Raw genomic sequence first — 26,833 nt, 5'->3', positions numbered from 1 at the left:
GGTTTAGTCCCTCAAGGATGCTTGGAATCGCCGTTTTAACGCAGCTACACATTTATCAACAGTTGCGGCAATCTCTTCTTCTTCCAGAGTACGATTTGTATCCTGCAAGATTAAGCTAATAGCAAGGCTCTTATAACCTTCCGCTACACCTTTACCACAGTACACGTCAAACAAGTTTATGCCAACTATATGATTTATGCCAATTTTCTTGCATTCAGCCAATACATCCGCCGTTGCTACCTCTTCTGGTACTACAACAGCAATATCTCGTCGATTGGCAGGGAAACGTGAAATCATATTTGCTTTAGGGATAACGCGCTCGGCAACAGTATCCCACAGCAATTCAAAAATAAGTGTTCTACCATTCAAATTTAGCTTATTTTCCAGTTCTGGATGAATAACACCTACATATCCAATATAATTATTATTCAGATAAATCCCAGCGCTTTGTCCGGGATGAAGTGCAGGATTCGAGTGAGCCTTATAAATAATATTGTCTAATTTTCCGGTTAATTCCAGTATTGCTTCAACGTCACCTTTTATATCAAAAAAATCAACAGCGCGTTTTTCTTGTAACCAGTGCTCTTCATAGCGATTGCCAGTAATCACGCCTGCTAACATCAATTCTTGCCGAATACCATGTTCTGCTGATGTATCCGGCACAAATCGTAATCCAGTTTCAAACAGTCGAATACGATTTTGTTGGCGATTTTGATTGTAAATTACTGTCGTTAATAAGCCAGGCAATAATGAAAGCCGCATTGCCGACATATCAGTTGAAATAGGATCAGGTAAAATCATCGCATCGGAATCTGGATGCAGCAGTTGCTGAATTTTAGGATCAACAAAACTGTAGGTAATCGCTTCATTGTAACCACGATCAATTAATAACGTTTTCACTCGTTTTAATGGCAGAACGGATTCACAACGAGGGGTCATGACTAAATCAGCACGTAACGGTACATTGGGTATATTATTATAACCATAAACACGAGCGACTTCTTCAATCAAATCTTCTTCAATTCGCATATCAAAACGCCAAGATGGAGCAACCACTTGCCAACTATCTTGCTCACTAATCACTTGGCAACCTAAACGTTGAAGGATCTGATTAACATTAATATCCGGGATACTATGACCAATTAAACGATCAAGTTTTCGTCGAGTCAGGGTTATTTTTGCCACTTGTGGTAAGCTAGTTTGATGGCTAACATCAATAATATTTCCAGCATCACCACCACAAATTTCAACGATTAATCTGGTTGCACGCTCCATGGCTTTATATTGCAGCTGTGGATCGACACCCCGTTCAAAACGGTGTGAAGCCTCAGTATGAAGACCATAATTACGTGCTCGACCAGCAATTGTTAATGGATCGAAAAAAGCACTCTCTAACAAGATATTGGTGGTATTTTGCTTGACACTAGAGTGCTTGCCGCCAAAAATTCCGGCAATCCCTAAGGCACCTTTCTCATCGGCGATGACTAAAGTATCTTGCTTCAAAGTCACTTCACTGTCATCAAGTAAAACTAATGTTTCATCCTGTTTCGCCATGCGAACAATTATCGCGCCATTTAAACAATCAAGATCATAAGCATGTAAAGGCTGACCTAACTCTAATAACACAAAATTAGTAATATCAACCACTGGATCAATAGCACGGATCCCTCCACGACGTAATTTTTCTTTCATCCAAATAGGGGTTGGCGCTGTAATATCAATACCTTTTATTACTCGGCCTAAAAAACGGGGGCACGCCATAGGCGCTTCTACCCGAATAGGAAAAACCCCTGCATCAGTGCCTTTAACTGGTTCAATCTTTACCGTATTTAACGCAAGGTTATTGATAGCCGCAATATCGCGTGCGATACCTAACATACTTAAACAATCAGCACGATTCGGCGTCAAACTTACTTCGAAAATATGGTCATCAAGTTGCAAGTAGCTACGAATATCGATACCAACAGGCGCGTCGTGTGGTAGCTCAATAATACCTGCATGGTCATCAGAAATGGCAAGTTCTGAATAAGAACAAAGCATACCCTCAGAAAGCTCACCGCGTAGTTTTGTTGCTTTTATTTTAAAATTATCAGGTAAAACCGCGCCAATGGTTGCCACAGCGACTTTTAATCCTTGTCGGCAATTTGGTGCTCCACAGACAATATTGAGTAACTGTTCAGCCCCAATATTGACCTTTGTTAACCGCAATTTATCTGCATTAGGATGTTGCACACATTCAACAATCTCACCAACTAACACACCTTGGAATTGACCGGCTACAGGTTTAACATCATCAATCTCCAAACCCGCCATCGTCATTTGCTCTGATAAGGCTTCACTGCTTATTGCTGGATTTACCCATTCACGTAACCAAAATTCACTCAATTTCATGTGATAATCCTGCCTTATCTAAATTGTTTAAGAAAACGAAGATCATTTTCAAAAAAAGCACGTAAATCGGTCACACCATAACGTAACATCGTTAAGCGCTCCATTCCCATCCCAAAGGCAAAACCAGAATATAAGTCAGGATCAATACCAACATTGCGTAATACATTTGGATGTACCATGCCACAACCTAACACTTCTAACCATTTACCATTTTTACCCATCACATCGACTTCAGCTGAAGGTTCAGTGAATGGAAAATATGATGGTCGAAAACGAACACGGGTTTTTTCTTCAAAAAAATGATTTAAAAAGTCATGTAGTGTACCTTTTAAATTGGTAAAACTAATATTTTTATCAACAATCAAGCCCTCTGTTTGGTGGAACATTGGCGTATGAGTTTGATCATAATCATTCCGGTATACACGACCAGGGGCAATAATACGAATCGGTGGTTGTTTACCTTTCATTGTGCGAATTTGAACACCTGAAGTTTGTGTACGTAATAGACGCGTAGTATCAAACCAGAAAGTATCATGTGAAGCTCGAGCAGGATGGTGTGCAGGGATATTTAAAGCATCAAAATTGTGATAGTCATCTTCTATTTCAGGACCGCAAACAACAGAAAAACCAAGTTCACCAAAGAATTCTTCAATACGATCAATGGTACGGGTTACTGGATGAAGACTACCATTTTCAGTTTGGCGACCAGGTAATGAAATATCGATTTTCTCTGCCACTAATCGAGCATTCAATAACACATTTTCTAACTGCTCTTTACGCATATTCAATGTATGCTGAACTTCTTGTTTTGCTTGATTAATAACGGCTCCTGCTGCAGGGCGTTCTTCTGCAGGTAGATTACGCAACGTTGACATCTGTAGTGTTAAATGGCCTTTTTTACCTAAAAACTCAACACGCACTGAATCCAACGCAGCAACATCCTGAGCTTTTTCTATGGCTGCTTTTGCCTGCGCAACCAACTCGACGAGATGTGGCATTGTTCCCTCTTCTTACGACCCTTTGGCCTAATCATTGTTGAAAATAAAATTTTTTAGAATTACTAACAAAAAAGCCTCCATTTGGAGGCTTATCGCAGTTTTTCGTTTCTTTTCTTAAATACGCGAAAGCCCCAAATTTTAGGTGCTAAAATAAAAAAAGAAACGAAAAAAAACAATTTTCATCTTTAAGCAGCTATTCATAAAATAACTCTTATTTATAATACATCGGTTCATTGATAAATAAAAAAGAGGGAGCTAAGCCCCTCTTAATTTAGCTGATTTAAGCTAACGCGCTTTTTGCTTTCTCGACTAATGCTGCAAATGCAACTTTATCAAAAACAGCAATATCAGATAAGATCTTACGGTCAATTTCAATTGAGGCTTTTTTCAGGCCATTAATGAAACGACTATAAGACAAACCATTCTGACGAGCAGCAGCGTTAATACGTGCGATCCATAATTGACGGAACTGACGCTTACGCTGACGACGGTCACGATAAGCATACTGACCGGCTTTAATTACCGCCTGGAAAGCAACACGATAAACACGCGAACGGGCACCATAGTAACCTTTCGCTTGCTTTAATATTTTTTTGTGACGTGCGCGGGCTATTACACCACGTTTTACGCGAGCCATACATTTCTCCTATCACTTCGAATTAAATTCGATAATCTTAAACTAAAAACTCAAACTTATGCGTATGGCAAACAAGCCACTACCAAACCCAGATCACCTTTAGAAACCAGGGTCTTTGGTCGTAAATGACGCTTACGCTTAGTTGACTTTTTAGTCAGAATATGACGAAGGTTAGCATGCTTACGCTTAAAACCACCACTGGCAGTTTTTTTAAAACGTTTTGCCGCACCACGTACTGTTTTAATCTTTGGCATTTTAAATATCCACTTCGCATTGTTAATTATAACTAACTAGCCAGGCGAATAGTTTCCCATCTAAATAGAACGCTATTACTTGGTTGCCTAACTATTTCTTTTTCGGTGCAAGCACCATGATCATCTGACGGCCTTCGATCTTGCTTGGAAAAGATTCGACGACTGACATATCATCCAAATCGTTTTTGATACGATTAAGCATATCAATACCGATTTGTTGGTGCGCCATTTCACGACCACGAAACCGTAACGTGATTTTGGCTTTATCACCATCTTCCAGAAAGCGAATCAGGTTGCGTAGTTTGACCTGATAATCACCTTCATCTGTACCAGGTCGGAATTTAATTTCCTTTACCTGAATAACTCTTTGTTTCTTTTTCTGCTCTTTGAGCGATTTACTCTTCTCATAGAGGAACTTGCCGTAATCCATGATACGGCAAACCGGCGGCTCGGCATTTGGACTGATTTCGACTAAATCAACACCAGCTTCCTCGGCTTTTTCAAGAGCTTCTTTTAGACTGATAATACCAATCTGCTCGCCATCTAAACCAGTTAAACGAACTTCAGAAGCACGAATCTCCGTATTAATACGATTCGGGCGCGCCGTTTGAATTCTTTTTCCGCCTTTAATACCTTATTCCTCCAGTTGATAAATACGACGAGTGCGAATTTCATCAAGCACTCTTTCTGCAAATTCTGTGACGTCAAATGTTCCTAAATCCTTCCCATCACGGGTTCGAACAGATACCTGATTCGATTTAACTTCTTTATCACCACAAACTAACATATAAGGAACGCGACGCAAAGTATGCTCACGAATTTTAAAGCCTATTTTCTCGTTTCTCAAGTCTGCTTTTACACGAATACCAAAATTACTCAATTTTTTTACTACTTTTTGTACAAAATCAGCTTGTGCATCCGTGATATTTATTATAACAATTTGTAATGGTGCTAACCAGGTTGGGAAGAAACCTGCATACTGCTCAGTTAAAATCCCAATAAAACGTTCAAGTGATCCTAAAACAGCGCGATGAATCATCACAGGCACCTGACGTTCATTATTTTCATCTACATAGGAAGCACCTAAACGACTCGGTAATGAGAAATCAAGCTGTACAGTACCACATTGCCAAGCCCGATCCAAACAATCATACAGAGTAAACTCAATTTTAGGCCCATAAAATGCACCTTCACCGGGTTGATAATCAAATTCAATATCCCCTAGTGCCTTAGCGAGATCGCTTTCTGCACGATCCCATTGCGCATCAGTGCCTATCCGTTTTTCTGGCCGGGTTGACAATTTAACAGCAATTTTTTCAAAACCAAAGGTTGCATAAACATCATAAATCATTTTAATGCAACTTTTCACTTCAGTTAAAATCTGATCTTCAGTACAAAAAATATGCGCATCATCTTGGGTAAAACCACGTACGCGCATCAAGCCATGTAAAGCGCCTGATGGCTCATTACGGTGACAACTGCCAAACTCTGCCATACGTAATGGCAAATCACGATAAGATCTCAAGCCTTGATTAAATATCTGAACATGGCCTGGGCAATTCATCGGTTTTATACAATATTCTCGATTTTCCGATGATGTGGTAAACATGTTTTCTTTATAGTTTTCCCAGTGACCTGTTTTTTCCCAAAGAATGCGATCCATCATCAATGGACCTTTTACTTCCTGGTATTGATATTCATTTAATTTAGTACGGATAAAGGTTTCCAATTCACGAAATATTACCCAACCATCATTATGCCAAAACGCCATACCTGGAGCTTCTTCCTGCATATGATAAAGATCAAGTTGTTTCCCTATCTTACGATGATCTCGCTTAGCTGCTTCTTCTAAACGTAATAAATAAGCCGCTAACTGTTTTTTATTGGCCCAAGCTGTTCCATAGATCCTTTGTAACATTTTATTGTCGCTATTACCGCGCCAATAGGCACCAGCCACTTTTTGTAATTTGAAGTAATGACAAAAACGCATATTAGGAACATGCGGCCCACGACACATATCAATATATTCTTCATGATAATAAAGTCCAGGATGATCATCTTTATTAATATTTTCATCCAAAATTTTAACTTTATAATCCTCACCTCGAGCAACAAACGTATCCCTTGCTTCCTGCCAACTAACCCGCTTTTTGATAACATCATAGTTCTTTTCAGCAAGTTCGTGCATCCGCTGTTCAAGTTTTTCTAAATCTTCCTGAGTTAAAGCTTGCTCCAGATCAACGTCATAATAAAAACCATTTTCAATGATAGGCCCAATTGCCATTTTAGTCGTTGGCCATAATTGTTTAATCGCATGACCGAGTAAATGTGCGCATGAGTGACGGATAATCTCTAAGCCCTCAAGATCTTTACTCGTAATAATGGCTAATTGAGCATCATTATTAATCTGATCATTAGCATCAACAAGTTCACCATTAACACGACCGGCTATACAGGCTTTTGCAAGGCCTGAGCCAATATCATTTGCAATATCCATTACTGAAACAGCATGCTCATATTGACGTTGACTTCCGTCAGGAAGAGTAATAACTGGCATTTAAAATCCTTAATTTACAGTGGTGACCCATACGCAAGATCACATGTATAGAAATATATTTTTATTAAATTTGAGTTAAAGCAACTTCTTACTTCACCTTGTAAGTGATGTACGTGTTAAAACAGCCCAAATAGGGCAAAAGGAATACGTACTTGCATTAACTTAGCGGCGCATATTACCACCATGAAGGTCTAATTAATAGATTAAATCTTGGATAATAAGAATAAAATGCTAAAAAACCAGTGACAAATTAATTGTCAGCTAGTTAAATTTTGATAAATTAAGCGAATTTAAATTTATTCGTTATTATACAGCGAAATAGTAATAAAAAACTAGATTAGTCCATTACTAAAATTTTCGTATCACTAACGCCGTGATTTTTAGTAAAAATAGATTATGATCAAAACCATTGTCATTTTTTATTAATATAAATCAATAACTAATCTATCATAGCTATTGAATTGTATGCATTTTTAATTTTCCAAAGATAACGCGGTGCTTGTGCATTTGGATGTTTTGTTTGAATATGTTGATAAAACTCTTCTGCGGACAGCTTATTAATTTTATCGATCGCAACATGACGATTGTTATCAAAAATGCGTAATAATGCGCCAGCACCATTAACATAAGCAACCACAGTTGCATAATAAAGAACTTTAGGGTCTTGAATACCGAATAAATGATTATCTTGAATAAAACGTATATAGGCTGTTCCCACATCAATATTAATAACCGGATCTTTAAGCTGACTCGTGGTAGGTTGCCCCGCTTTACCTTGTAGCCGATATGCATCACGACCAGCAGTAGAAGCCTTAACTTGCATTAAACCTATCGCATTGGATTTACTCACTGCATTAACACGAAAATTAGACTCCACTTTAATAATGGCTCTAATTAAGTTTTCATCAATACCATAGCGTTGCGCTGCTTGTCTAATTGCAACATCATAAGGCGTTTTTAACGGTTCACTTTCGGTTTGTTCCTCCATGAAATAACGCAAATAATCATTCTGATAAACTGTTTTTGGGCTATTAGATTGTTTGTTTGAGCAGCCTATTAATAAAAAAATGAATATGACGCCACAACATTTAAATTTCACCTTATACCAACCTTCTAATGGCTTGATCCTATTTAGCATAGCCTAATAAGATAAAAATAAAAATTAATCCCTTTAGCGTTGAGTTGTGAAGAGGCTCTCATATCTGCTACCTACATTACAATTACAATAATTGATCATATTGACATCTTTCATATATAGTTGATAATCATTCTCATTAAAGTGCAATTTACTACTTTATTACCGGGAAATACTTATGTATAAAAGACCCAACCTTTCATCTAGGCATACTTTTACTGGTTTAAAAATAATCGCTATTCTTGTTCTTTTTAATCCAATCGCATACGCAAAAAAATTTACCGTTGTCACTACTTTTACTATTATTCAAGATATTGCGCAAAATGTGGCCGGTAATGCCGCCAATGTCCAATCAATTACCAAACCTGGGGCAGAAATTCATGAATATCAACCAACTCCTAAAGATATATTAAAAGCGCATAATGCTGATTTAATTTTATGGAATGGTTTAGGACTTGAAACATGGTTTAATCGTTTTTTTGAAAACTTCAAACATATTCCTGCCGTTACTGTGACTAAAGGAATAAAACCGATGCCTATTCGAGAAGGTGAATATCAAGGTAATCCTAATCCTCATGCCTGGATGTCTGCCCAAAATGCATTGATCTATATTGAAAATATTCGAGCAGCACTGGTAAAATATGACCCTAATAATGCAGATATTTATAACCAAAATGCGAAAATATATGCTAGTGAAATTAGCAAAATTGATGCACCGCTACGGAAAAGACTGGCACAAATCCCACAGCAAAAACGCTGGTTAGTTACTAGTGAAGGTGCTTTTAGTTATCTCGCTAAAGATTATGGTTTTAAAGAAGCTTATTTGTGGCCAATTAATGCAGAAGAACAAGGTTCACCGCAACAAGTTCGTAAAGTTATTGATATTGTAAAAAAATACCATATTCCAGTCGTGTTTAGCGAAAGTACTGTTTCTGATAAACCAGCGAAACAAGTAAGTCGAGAAACCGGGGCGCAATATGGTGGTGTACTCTATGTTGACTCTCTTTCTACTTCTGATGGCCCAGTCCCAACATATATAGAATTATTAAAAACTACCGTTGATACTATTGCAAAAGGTTTTGGTCAATAATAATGAGTAATAATATTTTTTACGAAAAACCTAACTTAATTGTTGATAATGCTACCGTTACATATAGTAACGGGCATACAGCGATTTATGATGCCAGCTTCAATATAACTGGAGGATCAATTTGCGCGCTAGTAGGAGTCAATGGTAGTGGCAAATCAACGCTGTTTAAAACAATAATGGGTTTAGTGACGCCAACAAAAGGACGTGTAACATTAAACAATGCTGCGATCAAAACAGCACTTAAACAAAATATTATTGCATATGTACCACAAACTGAAGAAGTTGACTGGAACTTTCCAGTTCTCGTTTCCGATGTTGTTATGATGGGTCGCTACAGTAAAATGGGGTTTTTACGTATTCCAAGCCAACAAGATAAACAAATTGTTGCTGATGCATTAGCGCGTGTTGATCTTACGGGTTTAGAACAACGCCAAATAGGTGAGCTTTCTGGTGGCCAAAAGAAAAGAGTTTTTCTTGCTCGAGCACTAGCCCAAGAAGGAAAAGTATTACTTCTTGATGAACCTTTCACCGGCGTCGATGTAAAAACAGAAAATGCGATTATTGAGCTTTTACGCTCATTACGTAGCAATGGCTATTTAATTTTGGTTTCTACCCATAACTTGGGAAGCGTACCTGAATTTTGTGATCAAGTTATTTTAGTAAACCGAACTATACTAGCTAGTGGGCCAATTGAAACAACGTTTACCCAAAAGAATCTTCAACTCGCCTTTGGCGGTGTACTACGGCATATTAATCTCTCTGGTGCAGAACTTCACGATGATGATGATCCTCGTTCATTAACTGTTATTACTGATGATGAAAGAGCCGCTGTTTTTTATGGCCACCATGAACAAACATCCGTCATTAAAAAGCAACCGGAGAAATAAATCATGTTTGATCTATTACTTCAACCCTTTGAATATAACTATATGGTCAAAGCAATCTGGGTCAGTGCTATTGTTGGAGCAGTCTGCGCTTTTCTCTCTGCTTATCTAATGTTAAAGGGATGGTCGTTAATGGGCGATGCTCTTTCCCATTCAGTTGTTCCTGGTGTGGCAGGCGCATATGCACTTGGATTTCCCTACTCTGTAGGGGCTTTTTTTACCGGTATTCTGGCCGCACTCTCCATGACCTTAGTACGCCATATTTCAAGCTTGAAAGAAGACGCAATAATTGGTTTTATTTTTTCCACATTCTTCGCCAGCGGGTTGTTAATCCTTTCTCTAAATCCGACTTCAGTTAACGTACAAACCATTATCTTTGGCAATATTTTAGGTATTGCAGATGAAGATGTACTACAAGTTGAAATTATTATTGCCATTTCTTTTATTATACTTATGTTTATATGGAAAGATTTACTTGTCGTATTCTTCGATGAAAATCATGCCCGCTCTATTGGACTAAATCCGTTAAAACTAAAAATTATCTTTTTTACCCTATTAAGCGCATGTACGGTGGCTGCTTTACAGACAGTGGGAGCCATACTTGTCATCGCAATGGTTATTACACCAGGCGCAACGGCTTATTTATTAACGGATCAATTTAAACGGTTACTTATTATTGCCGTACTAATCGGATTCACCTCTAGTGCGCTTGGTGCTTATATCAGTTATTTTATTAATGGTGCAACAGGCGGAATAATTGTTACCTTACAAACGCTGATTTTTCTTTTTGCCTTCTTTTTTGCACCTAAATATGGTCTATTTGCTTCTCGCCAAAAAGCACGCCAAGAAATTCTACACCTCAAACAGGTAGAACAAGAGGTGAGCAACAATGAATGATTTCATAGAATTATTAATAACACCTTTTATTTTTCCATTTATGCAAAAAGCCATCATTACTGCCCTTGTAACCGGAACAGTGTGCGCTATTTTGTCCTGTTTTTTAATACTTAAAGGTTGGTCTTTAATGGGTGATGCTATTTCTCATGCTGTATTACCCGGTATTGTTGTCGCCTTTGTTATTGGTATTCCTTTATCAATTGGCGCTTTTGTGTCAGGAATTTTTTGTGCATTTGCGACCGGTTATCTAAAAGAAAATAGCCGTGTAAAAGAAGATACTGTTATGGGAATTGTTTTTTCCGGTATGTTTGCCTTTGGATTAGTACTATTTGCACGTATCGACACAGACCAACATCTTACTCATATTCTTTTTGGTAATATCCTTGGCATTACTACAGTAGAATTTAAACAAACACTTTGGATCTCAGGTTTTACTATCGCGATTATCCTATTAAAGCGTAAAGATTTTATGCTCTATTGTTTTGATCCCAATCAGGCAAAAGTTATTGGTTTACCCGTTAAACTTTTACATTATGGATTACTCTCTTTATTGGCGCTGACTATTGTTGCATCTTTACAAGCGGTAGGAATTATTTTAGTTATTGCCATGCTTATTTCCCCTGGCATTATTGCTTTTACACTATGCCAAAATTTTAATCGAATGCTAATTATTGCGGTTATTGCCTCGACCACATCTTCTTTAATAGGCACTATTTTGAGTTTTCATATTGATGCAGCAACTGGGCCTTGTATTGTATTAACTCAAGCAATTTATTTTATAGCTGCATTAATCTACAACTATATTAGTAAAATAAAAAAACGTTCTTCTTGCAATAAAATTTCAATTCGTTCTTAAGTAAAAAATAATTAGCAAAGTTAGGATTATTTTATCTATTGCAGATGATAATCCTGAATTTTTCTTACAAAGACTATTTATTTACTGCAAACCATCATTGAAGGAGTTTAAAAATTTAAATTAATAGTGAAATAACTTAGAACACAAATAGGTAATAATTCACTATATATTGCAATTAATTGATGTTAAAAATTTAATTAAATGGAATTATCTCAAACCCCCATTAGTAAAGTAGTTTACCTTTCCCTGTAGGCTGTGATAAGCGCCAATTGATATATCAACGCTATTATTTGTTAAATTGCTATAATATCCGCAATAATAGCTTTATTACTAGATAAGGCATTATTGATAATCTTGTTGTAACTGTTCAATAAAATTATTTTCCAATTGATTATAATATAAGAAAACTACCAGCCTAAGATATTCATCATAAAGTAAAGTATTCCTCCTATTATAAGCGGTAACATATACAGAATAAAAAACTGCTGGAAAATAGTATGATGAGGAATAGTAATTTTGGCTTCTATATCTTCTTTTGATACTTTCATACCTTTTGCTCTTTCGAAAATAAGGTGATCTTCAATACTTTCTTTAATAAATTTCAATTGACGATTCATTCTGTTACCTGACGCACTCAAAGCTTGACCAACAAACATTAAGAAAAATAGCAAAATAAAAGCAAGATTAGCTGTCGAAAACCCCATATGTGTACTGGGAATTGGTGAATTATGCCAAAAAAAATCTAAAAAGGCTGTGTTTTGTCGTATGATATGAGCCATAGTTTTAATAAAGTCATTGGCTACAGCATTTAAGCCATCTCCCTGCAAACCTTGCTTTTCTGCTAGTAAGACTAAAGAAACTACTGTAGACACCAGTGCTAATGAAAAAACTATCCACCCTAAAACACGCTTTCCAATAGCGATATAAAATGCTGTTTGATAATTCATTCAAACTCCTCATATTTTTTATATTACGTTTATACTAAATGACAAAATGTTATCAAAAATATATAAATGTTATTTTATCCCTAATCAAAATTAGCCCTCACCTATCTATATTAAAAGATTTCTTTATTTTAAGTTGGTAGAATTAATCAGCAAATCATGAATAATAGGAGTGCTTTTAATGTGTCATAAGCTATCTATCAAAGCTGCTATTTTTGACATGGATGGGTTATTGATTAATTCTGAACCCCTTTGGAGCCAAGCAGAAAAAGAAATTCTTAGTAAACTTGGCGTTAATACATCAATTGCCAATCAACTCCCTGACACACTAGGATTACGTATTGATCAAGTAGTACAACTGTGGTACTCAGCTGCTCCTTGGCAAGGAACCTCATTAGAAGAGGTTGAACAAAAAATTGTTAAACGTGTTATTGAACTTATAGAAGAACAACGACCGTTATTACCAGGTGTTAAACATGCACTTCAACTATGCCAAGATCATAATTTAAAAATTGGTTTAGCGTCAGCTTCACCAAAGCACATGCTAGAAAAAGTACTCACTATGTTTAATATTCGCGATTACTTTTCAGCCGTAGTCTCAGCAACGCCATTACCATACAGTAAACCCCACCCAGAAGTTTACTTACAAGCAGCAAAACTGCTAGATATTGAACCAACTCATTGTGTTGCTTTTGAAGACTCTTTCCATGGCATGATTGCTGTAAAAGCTGCACGTATGCGTAGTATCGTTGTACCACCAAAAGATTACTTTACTGATACACGGTGGACATTAGCAGACTTCAAGCTCACCACCCTGACTGAATTAGCAACTAAGCATATCGTTTAAATTTCAATGATTGGCAGTAAGTTGATGCATTAGTATACTGCCAAACTAATACATTATCATTTTTCTTACAAAAAATTACTCTTATTATTTAATAAATAAGATATTTTTTCCGATTACACTACTCAAACCAAGCCAAAACTATTATACTTTGCAAACTGTATAAATAAACAGTTGGATATTATATGCTATGACTGCCACCGGGCATCTGCTTTTTTCAGTATCATCATTAATACTTGTGCATAAACTAGCAATTACACCCGAGTTTGCATATGGTGATTGGCTTCATTTATTGGCCGGTGCATTACTTGGCGCTCTGCTACCCGATATAGATCATCCATCATCTCATCTGGGACGTTTATTTCGTTTTATTTCTGTTCCAATTTGTCGTTTATGTGGCCACCGTGGTTTTACCCATAGTTTACTCGCATGGTTGCTCATTATGTTATTATCCGTTCAACTTCCCCATAGTTACTGGCTTTCTGATGCACTAGTTCAAGCATTTTTATTAGGCTATTTCAGTCACTTAGTTGGAGATATGTTAACCGTAAAAGGGATACCTTTCTTATGGCCATTAAAAATTTCTTTCTGTTTTCCTATCTTAGGTAATAATTCTAATCAAAGAGCGGAGCATTCTATCGCCATCTTATTAGCTATTTGTGCGATTTTAATTCCATCGAACTATCAATTACCACTACAACCTATATTGCAAGAAACGAGAAAAAACGTTATTACATATGTAGTTAATGAACTAAACGATTTAATTTCATTACATTCCCCTTGATGCATTATGAATAAGAAATTGCATTTAGTTATAACAAAATTATTTTTATTACTGATAATATATAAGGGAAAATGAATTTCATTGGGAGTTGTTCATCATCTTACTTCACCAATGACAAAGAATCTTATACCTATAACAATAAACCGGAGCTGGAGAGAGGGTATGAATTTCCCCGTAATTTTTAATCTACTTATCTTTACCATATTATTGCTTTTTTTGGCCAAAGTAAGTGCAAATGGATGGAGTCTATCAAAAAAAGTCTTTGTTGGTCTTCTTATCGGTACCTTTTTTGGAGTTATTTTACATTTAGTATATGGTACAAATAATCAAATAGTGCATGATTCATTATCATGGTTCAATATTATAGGCAATGGTTATATAAAATTACTTCAAATGGTTATCATGCCGTTGGTATTTGCTTCAATACTTAATGCTATAGCACGCTTAAATCAAACATCTTCATTAGGGAAAATCAGTTTTTTTACGATTGGGATCCTTCTTTTTACTACAGCCATTGCCGCTCTGATTGGGATCGCTGTTACATGCTGGTTTGGCTTAACTGCAGAAGGCCTAGTACAAACTAGCCATGAAACTCTTCAACTTGAGATTATAGAAAATAACTATATTCAAAAGGTTTCTGATTTAACAATACCTGAGTTAATATTATCATTTATTCCTAAAAACCCTTTTGCTGATCTGGCAGGTGCTAATCCAACATCTATTATTAGCGTCGTTATATTTTCTACCTTTTTAGGTATAGCAGCGCTTCAATTAGCCAAAAGTAATCCAGAAAAAGGTGAAAAAATTTTATCCGCGATTGATATTTTTCAATCCTGGATTATGAAGCTAGTTCGTTTAGTTATACGGCTTACACCATATGGAGTAATGGCTTTAATGATTAAAGTCGTAGCTAATTCAAACCTGCAAGATATTATTAAGCTGGGTAGTTTTGTTATTGCCTCCTATTTAGCATTATCCTTAATGTTTATTATCCACGGTATACTTCTTTCTTTCACTGGCATTAATCCAGTAAAATTTTTTAAAAAAGTTATTCCAGTATTAATTTTCGCATTTACCAGTCGTTCTAGTGCTGGCAGTATTGCATTAAACGTTGAAACACAAACTCAACAATTAGGTATTCCTGAATCAATCGCTAATTTTTCAGCATCCTTCGGTACAACAATTGGCCAAAATGGCTGTGCAGGTATTTACCCTGCCATGCTGGCTGTAATGGTCGCCCCAACGGTTGGGATCAATCCGCTGGATCCTATATGGATCGCTACACTTGTTGGTATTGTAACTATTAGTTCTGCCGGCGTAGGTGGCGGAGCAACTTTTGCTGCATTAATGGTTTTACCAGCAATGGGATTACCCATTACTCTAGTAGCGTTACTTATCTCAATTGAACCATTGATCGATATGGGAAGAACAGCATTAAATGTTAATGGCTCAATGGTTGCTGGAACAATTACTAGCCAACTGATGCATCAAACAGATAAACGAATTTTCAATAAATAATATTTCAAACTTATAATCCTCTACGCAAAGTCCTATTAGAAATCTATTTAGGACTTTAAACTTCTAATCAATTTTACGGAATAGATTATTTTTAAATACTATTGACAATAAAAAATTAGTTTGAAAATTAAATAAATATCACTTCAATTAATTATTTTCATTTTAGAAACATTAGATAATTAATAAATGCATATTATTAAATAAACATCCTATTTTGCACAATTATAGTATTACTAATCATCTTTTTACTATATGAAAAATTACCACCAGTTATAAAAATGGTGCACAGGCCCAACACCTTTTCCAACATTTAATCTATTGGCATGTTTCAAAGTATTTTGCACATAATTTTTAGCTGCAATAATTGTATCATGCCAGTTATTAAAATAAGGCCGCTGTGCAGCCAACGCTGCAGATAATGTACAACCGGTACCATGGGTATGTCGTGTTTTTACTTTAGGTAATGAATATCGCCATTCACCACTATGCGTAACAAGCCAATCTGGGCTTTCTTTATTATTAAGATGTCCACCTTTCATAAGTACAGCCGGGCAACCAAATGATAATAGTTTTCTTCCCTGAGATATCATCTCTTGTTCACTTTTAGCCACCGTGCAGTTGAGAAGTACAGCAGCCTCCGGCAAATTCGGCGTGATAAGAGACACTTTAGGTAACAAAACATTAATAAGACTATCGATCGCATCAGCATTTAATAATGGTACCCCACTTTTTGCTAGCATAACGGTATCAAGTACAGTAAAAGATAATGAATATTTTTGTAATGCGGCCGCTACTATGCATATATTTGTAGTATTTGATAACATACCAATTTTCACGCTATCAATGCGAACGTCTGTTAATACTGATTCAAGCTGTGAAGCGACAATTTCGCCTGGAAGATTATGAATTGACTGTACTGAGCATGTATTTTGCGCGACTAATGCTGTTATCACAGCCGCACCATAATTTCCTAATGCTGAAAATACTTTCAAATCAGCATGAATACCTGCACCACCCGTTGGATCAGTTCCTGCAATTGATAACGAATTATAAATCATAAATTTTCCTAATATTTCATATATTAATCAGAATAATTTATGCTACCTTACTTGACTTATTAAATTAGGCCAATAGTTATTTTATATCACAGCAAATGAATATATTGCTTTTACTAGCCAATTTAGCTATTTTTATTTAACATTAGATATGTAATAAAAACCATTCTCATTATATATATTTTTATTAATTTTGCGTTTTAATAAAATAACTTTAATAAAACTAATTTTATAAAACTTAAACATAATGTTATTACTTATCTAGAGTAACCTTCGAATTTAAAATTTAATTTATTATAGTTTATAAAATTAAACAATTTATCTATTAATAACAATCATCTGTTATGAATAAACAAATCAATATCACATGTTATTATCTTACTTTAACTTAAGAATAATATTTCATTACAACATGTTTATTTATCACAGTCTCGTTTATCTATAATATGACTATAAAATAAATTTTTTTATAAACAAAAAAATAACAATATTATTAGATTGTATTATCTTTCAATCTTGAAATATAATAAATTATATAAAGATGTTTATTTTCATTAGTTTCAATAAAAAAATTATATAAACTACAATACATAATAAGTTAGAAATCCAATACTTATTAACAAAAACTATTTATAACTAAAAAAATTATTTAATAGTACAAAAATTAATGTGGTGAATAAAAATAGTATTTATTATGCTTTTTTTAAATAAAAATTGAATGATAAATAGCTTATTAAAGCCTGATATATGAATTTCGTAATCGAACGTTTTCACAATCAAGCTTTATTTTTTAAAAGGAGAAAATAATTTCATTTGAAAATTATTTTATTAAAAGTAGAAAAAAGCCGCAGTAACCTTGTTGTTAATACTAATGCTATTTCATTGAAATAACCAAACACTCAACAGTGATTTAATATTCAACTAATTTTATTGTAAAAATTTTTTATTATTTATCCTTTGTTTAATTTAGAGATTGGGAAATATAGTTAAAACATTTGCTATACATAACAAAGTACTATAAGCACTTCAAACACAATAAATATTTAGCTTTAGTAATCCATTTCATCGTGAAATAACTGACTTGAAAATTAATATATAACAATTATTTTCACTATCTAAAAAATATAACTAAAAAACTATAAACATATTGATTAGCTTATTAGACGATGATTATAACTTTAATCTTAAATTTGGCATTAATAATTTTATGATTTTATGATTTTATGATTTTAGTTAAATTATTTGATAAAAACAACAATGGAATTTGATAATTGATTTAATTCATTGTTAGTACAATTTAATATTTTAAAAAAAGATTTACACTAAAAATACTTAATAAATTTCAAACGTGAACAGTAATGGGCTATTTTTCCAAATTGCATATATAAATAACGAACATATAATTAACATAATGATATAATTTTCAAATTTTATTTAACGTTTGTGTTTTTTTAATAAAAACAAAATATAATCAATATTACATACATTTAAGCTACCGTGATTTCCCTGGTGCAATAAGGCGATTTGAATTATATACTATAAGATTCTACTATTTTAATTTTAGATAATAATTTGAGATAAATTATAATTTAATTTGTAATTTTTTTAAATAATTGTAGATATGAGTAATAAGAAGATATCGTTTAGGAGGTTTTTCATTCCATAATATTTCTGTACCATCTTTTATAATTGCACAAATCATACCGTTTGGCATTCTTTTCAAATCTAGATAACCACTGACATTGTAAAGTTTTTTTCGTACTCTAGAAAACAATTGGCTTACATTATTTGCTGTAATACTCCTATATCTATCCATCCACACATATTGAATAAGGTGTTCTAAATCCATCGTATCTTTGCCATGAGAAAAATTGAGGATAACTTCAAGCATAAGAAATTCTTTAGGGGTTAATTTTACAACTTCATCTTCTACTTCAACCGTCCTACCAACGCTATTGATAACTATATACGACTTCATAGCTTCCTCCTCCTGATAAAATATAAATAAACTAATATAGTTATACTTATATCAATAAAGAATACAAAACTATACTTTTTTATTGAGCTAATGTTCAAAATTTTGATAATAGTTTTTTTAAAGACTAAATTAACTAAATTCATTTTACAGCAATAACAGGTTTAATTAACATAAATTTTATTTCATTTAATGAATTTTAGTTCCTAATAGTATCTAAATATTATTACTAATTATGGAAAATTTTAAAGTCATCTTTATCTATTTTATTAAAAAAAAATCAATTATATCTTTCCAAATAGTATATTTATAAAATAAAATAATGAACGTATCATTATGGTAATCATAATGATTGTAACAATAAAGTTTAATATTTGTCTTATTTTTGTTTCAATGAAATCCTTTAAAAAGTAAATCTAGAATCTGGGGGTTATACCCATATGCCTAAAGAAAATGATGTTCTTATATGGTGTCTTATAGGTTTGTTTTCTGCATGGGGAGGTGCTACTAGATATATACTAAATACGGAAAAAAAGAAATCAAAACGACGATGGATAGCAATGATGTTTGAAATGATTATATCTTGCTTTACTGGATTTATTGGCGGCTTATTAGCTATGGAATATGGCTCTAGTCACTATATTACACTAGTGATTGCAGGTTTACTTGGGTCCATGGGTGGTACAGGATTAAAATTACTATACCAAAAAGTCTTCAATTTAAAGATTGATAAAAAATAATTTACTTTTATAACTACCATAATTATAAACACTCAATTATAACTAGCTATGTTCTCTATTCACTATAATTACCACTAAGGGTAGTTTTGAAATAATATTCTACTTTTAGTGATATTAGTTCTATCATTCTGATAAATAAAATATTATATTCACAGCTTATTTACTAAATAGATAATATTATTTAAATACAATGTTAACTTTATTATATTATATGCCTATTATTAAATTAATTCATTTAAATAATAGGGAGAAATTGTAGTTGTTAATATTAGTTCTCCTTAATATTAAAAATATTTTATAAATCATAAATTATACAATCTATTATATTCATTTATTAAAGATAATAAGCCAAAAAGATAAAATAAAAAATAACATTTATAATATAAAAAATTTATTTTTGTATTTTTAATAATATTAAGTAAAATTATTTTCATTTTATCCTGATAAAACATTAAGATCCTTAATCATTTTTGGATCATATTAACAAGTAGTAAATTAGACAGAAGCAGGAAAAAATGAATATAAAAAAATATGCAGATAATAGTAAAATAATACATGTCAATCATAACTTTATGCAAGACAACCAAAGCTCCTTAATTAGAACTTTTGTTATTGAAGAAGTTAATGTTGAATTTATCCGATTGGTGTTTAGTTTGGCCAATATGCCATCTGGTTCATATATAGAAATAACTGATCGTAAGAGACAACATACACGTATATTTCCACTAAATAAAGGTGCTACGCTGGATGTAACTTTTTATACTAATTGTATCGATATCAAAGTTATTTTACCCAAAAATTATTACTATAATGAAAATCAAATAGCAGAGCTTACTTATTATGAAGCACTTCCCCAAGATCTAACGCAAATTGTTGAAGATAGTCATGATGGGCGGCAACCTTACATGTGGTATAAAAATACACCTTTTTTTAATCCAGTTCGCGCTGTCCATTTTGCTGCATTTAATGGTTATGGTGGAAGTTGCTCATTTATAGGTTCAGCTAATCACGTATTAACAAATCGCCATGTCGCTTTAGGCGCCAATAGCCAAATTGATCCAGAAGCAATAAATTCCAGTGAAATGTGGGTTAACTGGCACAATATTACTAACGACTTTTCATCACCGATTACTGATATTATCCATTTTGATATCGATAAGGTATTAACTTACGGCAAAGAAATTGGTGGGGTTGAGGATTATGCCTTATTTACTATCACGGATTTTGATTATCAAAATGCTCACGTTAAAACTTTATTTGGTGGTCTAAAGCTTCAAGAAACCATAAATAATGAGCGAGAAAATATCTATATTCCGCAACATGGTGGAGCAAAACCGTTACAAATCAGTGCACGGCTGGTGAGTTCTATGCATCCTTTTGCATCAATAACCCCTCAGCCAGAGTATGGTGATTTATTCATTCTAGGAGATATGGAACCAGGATCTTCAGGCTCTCCTCTAATTGGTCGCGAAACACACAATATATTAGGAATTTTATGGGGGCGGCTTTTATTTACCCAACATGGCATTTCATCACCATACCTTATCGATAAGCTTAAAGATTTTATTTCTGATAGTAATATTCATATCAAAGCACAAGAAAATATTGTGACACATAATATTGAAGCTACTCCGGTCGATAATGCTGAAATTAAAGTGATATTAGGTGATAAAGAACAATTAATTCCTTTTGATACTATTCTTGTTGAAAACCATGATGGCTACTCTATTGTCGAAATGGCTGGATTGGATCTTACAACCAGAAAAACTATGCCAGTAAAATATAAAGTCTTGGCAATTATGTCTAATCACCAGGTAAGCCATCTTAATGATCCTGCGTTAATTGGTGAAGTAACGCTGAGATTTATTCCTTATCAACATCCACAAGAAACTGTTATTAAAAGCTGGTTTGTTGCTCGAATAGAACGAGATGGAGAAATTGTCAACAATTACATTACTCGCATTTTAAGCTATAACTACGATGTCTTCGAAATACCATTTGATGTTAACAATGCAGATTGCATGCCATTAATTTTTGATGCCAAACAAGCTAATACTATTCTACACCCATTTACCGAAACCAATCCTAATTTATCATTTTATACTCTACGCCATGGGCAAGGACCAGAAAATGTTGGTGAAATTAGTGATGGTTACTCAATTCTAAAAACACAAGTCATTAATGAAAAAGGTGAAAAAGAGCTAGTTACTTTCCAGGCATATCGGATTAAATCAGTAACCGCAAGTGAGCCTTACCCTTTGATCTATACTCCAAGCAGAATTAATGTAAAATGTAATTATGACTTTAAAGGACCATCATATTTAAGAATTTGTTATTACCCCGAGGATAACCTGCATTTAATTGGTAAAGGAACATTTAAGGGGATTATTGCGCTCCATGGCAGTGATGAAAGTGGTTCTGCAGCTCGTTTATGTAAAAATATTCTATTGGATATTACAATCAACGGATAATTTAATAATATTACGAAAATAATAGATAAATAGTAATACTCTTTTTAATAAAAAAGGTATTACTAATAATTATTTCTATAATAAACCATAATATTTCACATTGGATATTCGATCAATTTCAATCGGTAAAAAAAGCTATTATTAATATCATTGAGTTATATTTTTTTGCTATTAGTAAGACAAACTGTTTAAGATTAATAGTAAGAAAATAAGTTAACCACATCATAATAGTAACTTGGCATTTAACGTTTTATGGAATTAAATAGGTCATAAGATGAATAAAGAAAAAATTACTAACGAGAAAAAAGATTTAATTTTTGCATTTGTCCTTTTCCCTGGAATGACACCATTAGATATTATAGGGCCTGCCACTCTATTGCAAAATCAAGGGTTTAGTATAGAATATGTTTGGCATAATAAACAACCTATCACGACAGAAATTAATTGTCAGACCCTCACACCTACTATAACATTTGATGAATTAGATGCTGTCGATATATTATGCATTACCGGTTCACATAATCCATTTCCCGCACTTAAAGATATAAAAATGTTAAAATGGATCCATAAGGTTGGACAGAATGCTAAGTATATTACTAGTGTATGTAATGGCTCTATGTTTTTAGCCGCAGTAAATCTTTTAGATAACTATAAATCATCAACACACTGGAGTTGTAATGAGTTTCTAGCTAAGTTAGGTGCTACTGTTTCAAACGAACGGATTACCATTGATAGAAATAGAATTACAGGTGGAGGCGTAACCGCTGGTATTGATTTTGGGCTACACATATTATCAATAATAAAATCAGAAACTGATGCCAAGGTAATGCAACTACTTACCCAATATGATCCTCAACCTCACTTTCAATCAGGAAATCCTCAAACAGCCGAACCTGAAATAGTTAAAATAGCGTGTGATAACATTAAAACATCGTTTGAAACAGAAACACCCGATTATCTAGAAATACTTAAACGTACCATTGAAAGAAAAAAAGACTTCATGGATAATTAAATTAATGTATTTAATAATGTTGAATATTATTTAATTTATTGATACATTTAGGTTATTTTGACAATATAAGCATCCGGATGCATTATGATTAATAACCTTAAGCGCCATAAACCCTGTGCAGTTATATTGAAGTATTCTTTATCTACGCTATTTTTCATTTCTTTTACAGCTACAGCTCATGAATACCAAAAAATCGCAGCTCTTATTGAGCAACGTCTCTCTTATATGAAATATGTTGCTAAGTATAAATTTGAAAAACACCTTTCGGTAGAAGATCGCACACAAGAAAATAAAGTTATTATAAACTCTATTAATAAAGCAGAAACTTTAGGCTTGGATAAAAAATCAATAGAGCCTTTTATGATATCCCAAATAAATGCAGCTAAAGCAATTCAGTATCGTTATAAGGCAGATTGGCTATCCATGCCGGAAACCATGACTCAAGATGATGACTTGGCAGATATTCGATTAAAAATCAGTAAATTAAGTGATGACATCTTACAATTAATTGCTAAGGAATTAAAAAAGAATGGCCAAATAAAAAATCCGATCTGTTTATATATAAATAAAATCCAGCTGCATAATCTTAAAGACACTGATAAAAAATAATCTGTTCATCACTCAAACAAATATCTTTAAAAAAATAAAAACGCTAATAGCGAAAATCATAGAGTAATTAGCAAAATTTTCTATTTAGTTAATTTATATTCTTGAGAAAAATTAATATGCGTATATCACCATTAACTACTATTCCAGTATATTCATCTGAGCAACTAAACGATAACGAATATAATACCGACAATTTTAATAATCAATTATTAGAATTTGATGAAATAATTACCAATTCTAACGATATACCATTGAAACAAAAAATAGATTTTAACAGTGAAATTATGGGGTTAATTAATGAAATTGAAAATTTACATGATAAACACATCAAATCACATAAAAATATTAACCACACTTTTATAAAAGAATTACAAATACTAAAAGTAAAATTTGGTATGGTTGCTATGAAATATGGCGATACTGATTGGGAGAGTCTTGGCCTTTCTCAAGAAATACTTGAAAATAATAATAAATTTTTTAACTCTAATTTATGTTTATTATCATCAGATGATCAGCAATTACAAAAAATAACGGAAGAAAATAGAAATTATGTCTGGTCTTGTTGTTTATATAACTTTGCCCATCAATTAGCCTATGAAAAGGTTGAACCTCCCGCTGATAAGAATAATGCAGAATATTATTCCATTGTCGATGAGTTAAAAACAAAAAATTTGCCAGAAGATACAGTATTTGCAATAGCAAATGCACGCTGTGCGCTAATCCTATGCGAGAAATCTTTTGCTGGTGAGTATCCTAAAAATGATATTTTGTATATACAACTTAAAGAGGTTAATCTTTTTTATAATAATTATTTAGCCAGAAATAAAAATAGTCATGTTGAAGAATTAGCTAGAGAATGTGATGTGCTAACGGAAATCAAATCACTCTATATAGCCGAATCGATAATACAGGAATTTAAAAAGTTAGAGTCAAGCAGTCAAATATAGAAGTAGCTAAATCTTACATTACTATAACTAGTATATCTTCCAATACTCCAGCTTATACAAACAAAAGAAGCAGGATAATTTAGCCTAACAAAAAGCAGAAATTACCTCATAGAAAAGATTCTTCTAATTATTTAATAACTATTTTCTCCACAAATCATGATTTGCTGCTATTGTTGTAGTGATATCTTGCAAATTCGGAGTTTTATTATGAAATTGAAAATATTTTTTGTTACATTAATAGGCGTTTTACTTATAAACCCGGTTTTAGCTGCCGAAAAAACGACGAAAAAAACCATGTCATCTCAACAAATTAAAATGAAAGATTGTAATATTCAAGCTAAGCAAAAATCATTAGAGGGTCAAAAAAGAAAATCCTTTATGCAATCTTGTCTTAGCAGTAAACCTTCTAAAAAAAATAACTCTCAAAATGAGAAAATGATAAAGTGTAATGCCGAAGCTGGCAAAATAAAATTTAAAGAAGGTGAACGAAAAATATTTATGAGTAAATGCCTTCGTGGTTAATTTAATATATAAATAAGGCCATTTTCTTTTAGTGGTCTTATTTTTCATTTCCAGAATAGTGTTTGATTTTTAATTAAATAATTTAAATTGCAATTACCACATTAAATATTTAATAAAAAATAAGATAGAACATTATTTATGAAAAACTGACATACTTAACATATAAAAAATAATAATTAATATTTAAAAAGTTTACTTTCTAAATTCAATATAATTTAAAATAATAACCTTATTCATTTTACCCATATTAATAGAAAATATAAGATCACAGTATCATTATATATCAAGTAATTTTATATAATAATTTGCTTCATTTAACAGAATTTTTCTTATAAAGTAGCTATATTATATTTTCATCTTCATTTCATTTTTACATATTCAGAATTATAGATGGTTTCCAGCGGTAAAGTTGCTAACCTAAAGAGATAAATATAATGCATAATGAATGGCAAGAAGTTTTTGATTTCTGGTTTAAAGAATCTACTAATAAACAATGGTTCGAAAAAAAACCACAATTTGACGCTATCATTCGGAATAGATTTAAACTAACAACTGAAAAAGCGATTCGTGGTGAACTTGCTCATTGGCGCTGTTCAATAAAAGGTAGATTAGCTGAAATTATCGTGCTTGATCAGTTTTCTCGTAATATTTGGCGTGATACAGCAAAAGCATTTTCACAAGATAATATGGCGTTAATTTTAGCTCAAGAAGCAATTAAACAACTTGATTATACGAAATTACCAATAACACAACGAAAATTCATTTTAATGCCTTTCATGCATTCAGAATCACCTTTTATTCATCAACAAGCAATTCCTCTTTTTACTGCATTAAATGATAAAATAACACTTGAATTTGAAATGCGGCATAAAGAAATTATTGACCATTTTGGCCGCTACCCACATAGAAATGAAATTCTTAATAGAATTTCTACGCCTGAAGAAATTTTATTTTTAAAAAAATCGGGCTCAAGTTTTTAGTTTATAAATGAAAAGTAGAGTATATGTTTTCAACATATACTCTACTTTCTGGATTAATGAAACAATTGTCTTTTGGGAACTTTTAAATTAAATTTTTGTTCAATTGTTTTTAAATATTCCTCTAAAATAGCTGCAAGATTTCGATAAAAAATATGTTCTAACTTTGTCATTTGTATTAAAGATAAATAGCGATATGCCCACGGTAATAAATGCTGCTCTATTAATTCAATTGCTATAATTTTTTTATCTCTTTCTAATAAATAAACTACTGCCAATAACATAAGTCCAAACTGATCTGTTGGTTCATTTTGTACACTTTCTACAGCTATAGAATGTAAAGATAGAAAGTGTTGATATGCTTGAGTTGAAATTCCCATTACAATTTTTTCTGGATCTAAATAAACGGATCCCCATGGAGGCACTGGCATATTACCCTGCCCTTCAAATAAAATAGAAAAATCATAATATAGTAGTTCAAAATCTTGCTTTGCTATTTCTTTTGTTAATTTCTTAATTTTCTGCCTATCTGGCCATGGAAACAATTCAACCAAAAAAGGCATTAAAGGAATTAATGATTTTACCGAAGGTGAATCAGGTGAATAATAAAAACATGCCCCAAGAATACGTAAAATTGAAGTATTTAATAACATAAATTTTATTTTTCCAGCAAAAAAACACGCAATTAATTAAGATTAAAATCAAATAATTAAGAAATAGAGAACGAAATTTACTC

General features: G+C 32.9%; 25 protein-coding genes and 1 other annotated feature. Of the genes, 14 read left to right on the top strand and 11 right to left on the bottom strand.

The annotated features are described in order from the left end of the window. Positions 1–3: 3 nt before the first annotated feature. The 7 genes from pheT to QE177_RS06240 form a co-directional block, all read right to left on the bottom strand. The gene (pheT, locus tag QE177_RS06270) at positions 4–2,391 is read right to left on the bottom strand and encodes a phenylalanine--tRNA ligase subunit beta (protein ID WP_280552025.1); all 2,388 of its coding nucleotides are present in this window, start codon (positions 2,389–2,391) and stop codon (positions 4–6) included. Positions 2,392–2,405: 14 nt separating this feature from the next. Then, entirely contained in the window at positions 2,406–3,389 is a 984-nt protein-coding gene (gene pheS / locus QE177_RS06265) for a phenylalanine--tRNA ligase subunit alpha (RefSeq protein ID WP_280552024.1), read from the bottom strand. 64 nt (positions 3,390–3,453) lie between these two features. Then, positions 3,454–3,576, bottom strand: a sequence feature (Phe leader region). Positions 3,577–3,669: 93 nt separating this feature from the next. Further along, the gene (gene rplT, locus QE177_RS06260) at positions 3,670–4,026 is read right to left on the bottom strand and encodes a 50S ribosomal protein L20 (protein ID WP_026821652.1); all 357 of its coding nucleotides are present in this window, start codon (positions 4,024–4,026) and stop codon (positions 3,670–3,672) included. A gap of 56 nt (positions 4,027–4,082) precedes the next feature. After that, positions 4,083–4,280, bottom strand: a complete 198-nt coding sequence (rpmI, locus tag QE177_RS06255) for a 50S ribosomal protein L35 (RefSeq protein ID WP_280552023.1) — start codon at positions 4,278–4,280, stop codon at positions 4,083–4,085. Positions 4,281–4,371: 91 nt separating this feature from the next. Further along, entirely contained in the window at positions 4,372–4,911 is a 540-nt protein-coding gene (gene infC, locus QE177_RS06250; protein WP_280552228.1) for a translation initiation factor IF-3, read from the bottom strand. A 3-nt stretch (positions 4,912–4,914) separates the two neighbouring features. After that, entirely contained in the window at positions 4,915–6,837 is a 1,923-nt protein-coding gene (thrS, locus tag QE177_RS06245) for a threonine--tRNA ligase (protein ID WP_280552022.1), read from the bottom strand. Positions 6,838–7,276: 439 nt separating this feature from the next. Continuing rightward, a complete protein-coding gene (locus tag QE177_RS06240) occupies positions 7,277–7,825 on the bottom strand; it encodes a transglycosylase SLT domain-containing protein (RefSeq protein WP_280552021.1) in 549 nt (182 codons plus the stop codon). Between the two features lie 325 nt (positions 7,826–8,150). Here QE177_RS06240 and QE177_RS06235 point away from each other — a divergent pair, with 325 nt between their 5' ends. From QE177_RS06235 to QE177_RS06220, 4 genes are read left to right on the top strand one after another with little or no spacing between them, the layout of a single operon-like run. Beyond that, the gene (locus QE177_RS06235; RefSeq protein ID WP_280552020.1) at positions 8,151–9,062 is read left to right on the top strand and encodes a metal ABC transporter substrate-binding protein; all 912 of its coding nucleotides are present in this window, start codon (positions 8,151–8,153) and stop codon (positions 9,060–9,062) included. A 2-nt stretch (positions 9,063–9,064) separates the two neighbouring features. Then, positions 9,065–9,949 carry a manganese/iron ABC transporter ATP-binding protein gene (locus QE177_RS06230; RefSeq protein ID WP_280552019.1) on the top strand — a complete coding sequence of 295 codons (885 nt, stop codon included), beginning with the start codon at positions 9,065–9,067 and terminating at the stop codon, positions 9,947–9,949. 3 nt (positions 9,950–9,952) lie between these two features. Further along, the gene (locus QE177_RS06225; RefSeq protein ID WP_280552018.1) at positions 9,953–10,843 is read left to right on the top strand and encodes a metal ABC transporter permease; all 891 of its coding nucleotides are present in this window, start codon (positions 9,953–9,955) and stop codon (positions 10,841–10,843) included. Continuing rightward, positions 10,836–11,699, top strand: coding sequence for a metal ABC transporter permease (locus QE177_RS06220; protein ID WP_280552017.1), 864 nt, complete (start codon positions 10,836–10,838; stop codon positions 11,697–11,699). Before QE177_RS06225 ends, QE177_RS06220 begins: the two co-directional genes overlap by 8 nt. Positions 11,700–12,106: 407 nt before the next feature. On the opposite strand, the gene QE177_RS06215 is transcribed toward QE177_RS06220, so the two are convergent. Beyond that, positions 12,107–12,646 (bottom strand): YniB family protein, encoded by a 540-nt coding sequence (locus tag QE177_RS06215; RefSeq protein WP_280552016.1) that lies wholly within the window; start codon positions 12,644–12,646, stop codon positions 12,107–12,109. A gap of 178 nt (positions 12,647–12,824) precedes the next feature. Between QE177_RS06215 and hxpB the strand changes: the two genes are divergently transcribed. From hxpB to QE177_RS06200, 3 genes are all read left to right on the top strand, one after another. After that, the gene (hxpB, locus tag QE177_RS06210) at positions 12,825–13,490 is read left to right on the top strand and encodes a hexitol phosphatase HxpB (RefSeq protein WP_280552015.1); all 666 of its coding nucleotides are present in this window, start codon (positions 12,825–12,827) and stop codon (positions 13,488–13,490) included. A gap of 187 nt (positions 13,491–13,677) precedes the next feature. Further along, entirely contained in the window at positions 13,678–14,271 is a 594-nt protein-coding gene (locus QE177_RS06205; protein ID WP_280552014.1) for a metal-dependent hydrolase, read from the top strand. Positions 14,272–14,433: 162 nt separating this feature from the next. After that, positions 14,434–15,789 (top strand): L-cystine transporter, encoded by a 1,356-nt coding sequence (locus QE177_RS06200; RefSeq protein WP_280552013.1) that lies wholly within the window; start codon positions 14,434–14,436, stop codon positions 15,787–15,789. A 260-nt stretch (positions 15,790–16,049) separates the two neighbouring features. Here the strand turns inward: QE177_RS06200 and thiD are convergent, their stop codons facing one another. Next, a complete protein-coding gene (gene thiD, locus QE177_RS06195; protein ID WP_280552012.1) occupies positions 16,050–16,847 on the bottom strand; it encodes a bifunctional hydroxymethylpyrimidine kinase/phosphomethylpyrimidine kinase in 798 nt (265 codons plus the stop codon). 1,579 nt (positions 16,848–18,426) lie between these two features. After that, positions 18,427–18,822, bottom strand: a complete 396-nt coding sequence (locus QE177_RS06190; RefSeq protein ID WP_280552011.1) for a winged helix-turn-helix domain-containing protein — start codon at positions 18,820–18,822, stop codon at positions 18,427–18,429. A gap of 437 nt (positions 18,823–19,259) precedes the next feature. On the opposite strand from QE177_RS06190, the gene QE177_RS06185 reads away from it, so the two are divergent. From QE177_RS06185 to QE177_RS06155, 7 genes are all read left to right on the top strand, one after another. After that, the gene (locus QE177_RS06185; RefSeq protein WP_280552010.1) at positions 19,260–19,559 is read left to right on the top strand and encodes a phage holin family protein; all 300 of its coding nucleotides are present in this window, start codon (positions 19,260–19,262) and stop codon (positions 19,557–19,559) included. A gap of 515 nt (positions 19,560–20,074) precedes the next feature. Next, complete coding sequence (locus QE177_RS06180) at positions 20,075–22,030, top strand: trypsin-like peptidase domain-containing protein (protein ID WP_280552009.1); 1,956 nt, start codon at positions 20,075–20,077, stop codon at positions 22,028–22,030. 274 nt (positions 22,031–22,304) lie between these two features. Beyond that, a complete protein-coding gene (locus tag QE177_RS06175) occupies positions 22,305–23,042 on the top strand; it encodes a DJ-1/PfpI family protein (protein ID WP_280552008.1) in 738 nt (245 codons plus the stop codon). 84 nt (positions 23,043–23,126) lie between these two features. Continuing rightward, on the top strand, positions 23,127–23,651 hold the full coding sequence (locus tag QE177_RS06170) for a chorismate mutase (RefSeq protein ID WP_280552007.1): 525 nt from the start codon (positions 23,127–23,129) through the stop codon (positions 23,649–23,651). Between the two features lie 116 nt (positions 23,652–23,767). Next, on the top strand, positions 23,768–24,598 hold the full coding sequence (locus tag QE177_RS06165) for a hypothetical protein (RefSeq protein ID WP_280552006.1): 831 nt from the start codon (positions 23,768–23,770) through the stop codon (positions 24,596–24,598). Between the two features lie 207 nt (positions 24,599–24,805). Then, on the top strand, positions 24,806–25,120 hold the full coding sequence (locus QE177_RS06160) for a PsiF family protein (RefSeq protein ID WP_280552005.1): 315 nt from the start codon (positions 24,806–24,808) through the stop codon (positions 25,118–25,120). 434 nt (positions 25,121–25,554) lie between these two features. Then, the gene (locus tag QE177_RS06155) at positions 25,555–26,100 is read left to right on the top strand and encodes a DUF924 family protein (protein ID WP_280552004.1); all 546 of its coding nucleotides are present in this window, start codon (positions 25,555–25,557) and stop codon (positions 26,098–26,100) included. 53 nt (positions 26,101–26,153) lie between these two features. Here QE177_RS06155 and QE177_RS06150 read toward each other — a convergent pair whose 3' ends face one another. Then, positions 26,154–26,750: a molecular chaperone gene (locus tag QE177_RS06150; RefSeq protein ID WP_280552003.1), complete on the bottom strand. Its 597-nt coding sequence runs from the start codon at positions 26,748–26,750 to the stop codon at positions 26,154–26,156. Positions 26,751–26,833 lie beyond the last annotated feature (83 nt).

It is taken from the genome of Arsenophonus sp. aPb (genome assembly GCF_029873475.1).
Lineage (GTDB): Bacteria > Pseudomonadota > Gammaproteobacteria > Enterobacterales > Enterobacteriaceae > Arsenophonus.
This window is presented reverse-complemented; position numbering and strand designations above follow the sequence as displayed.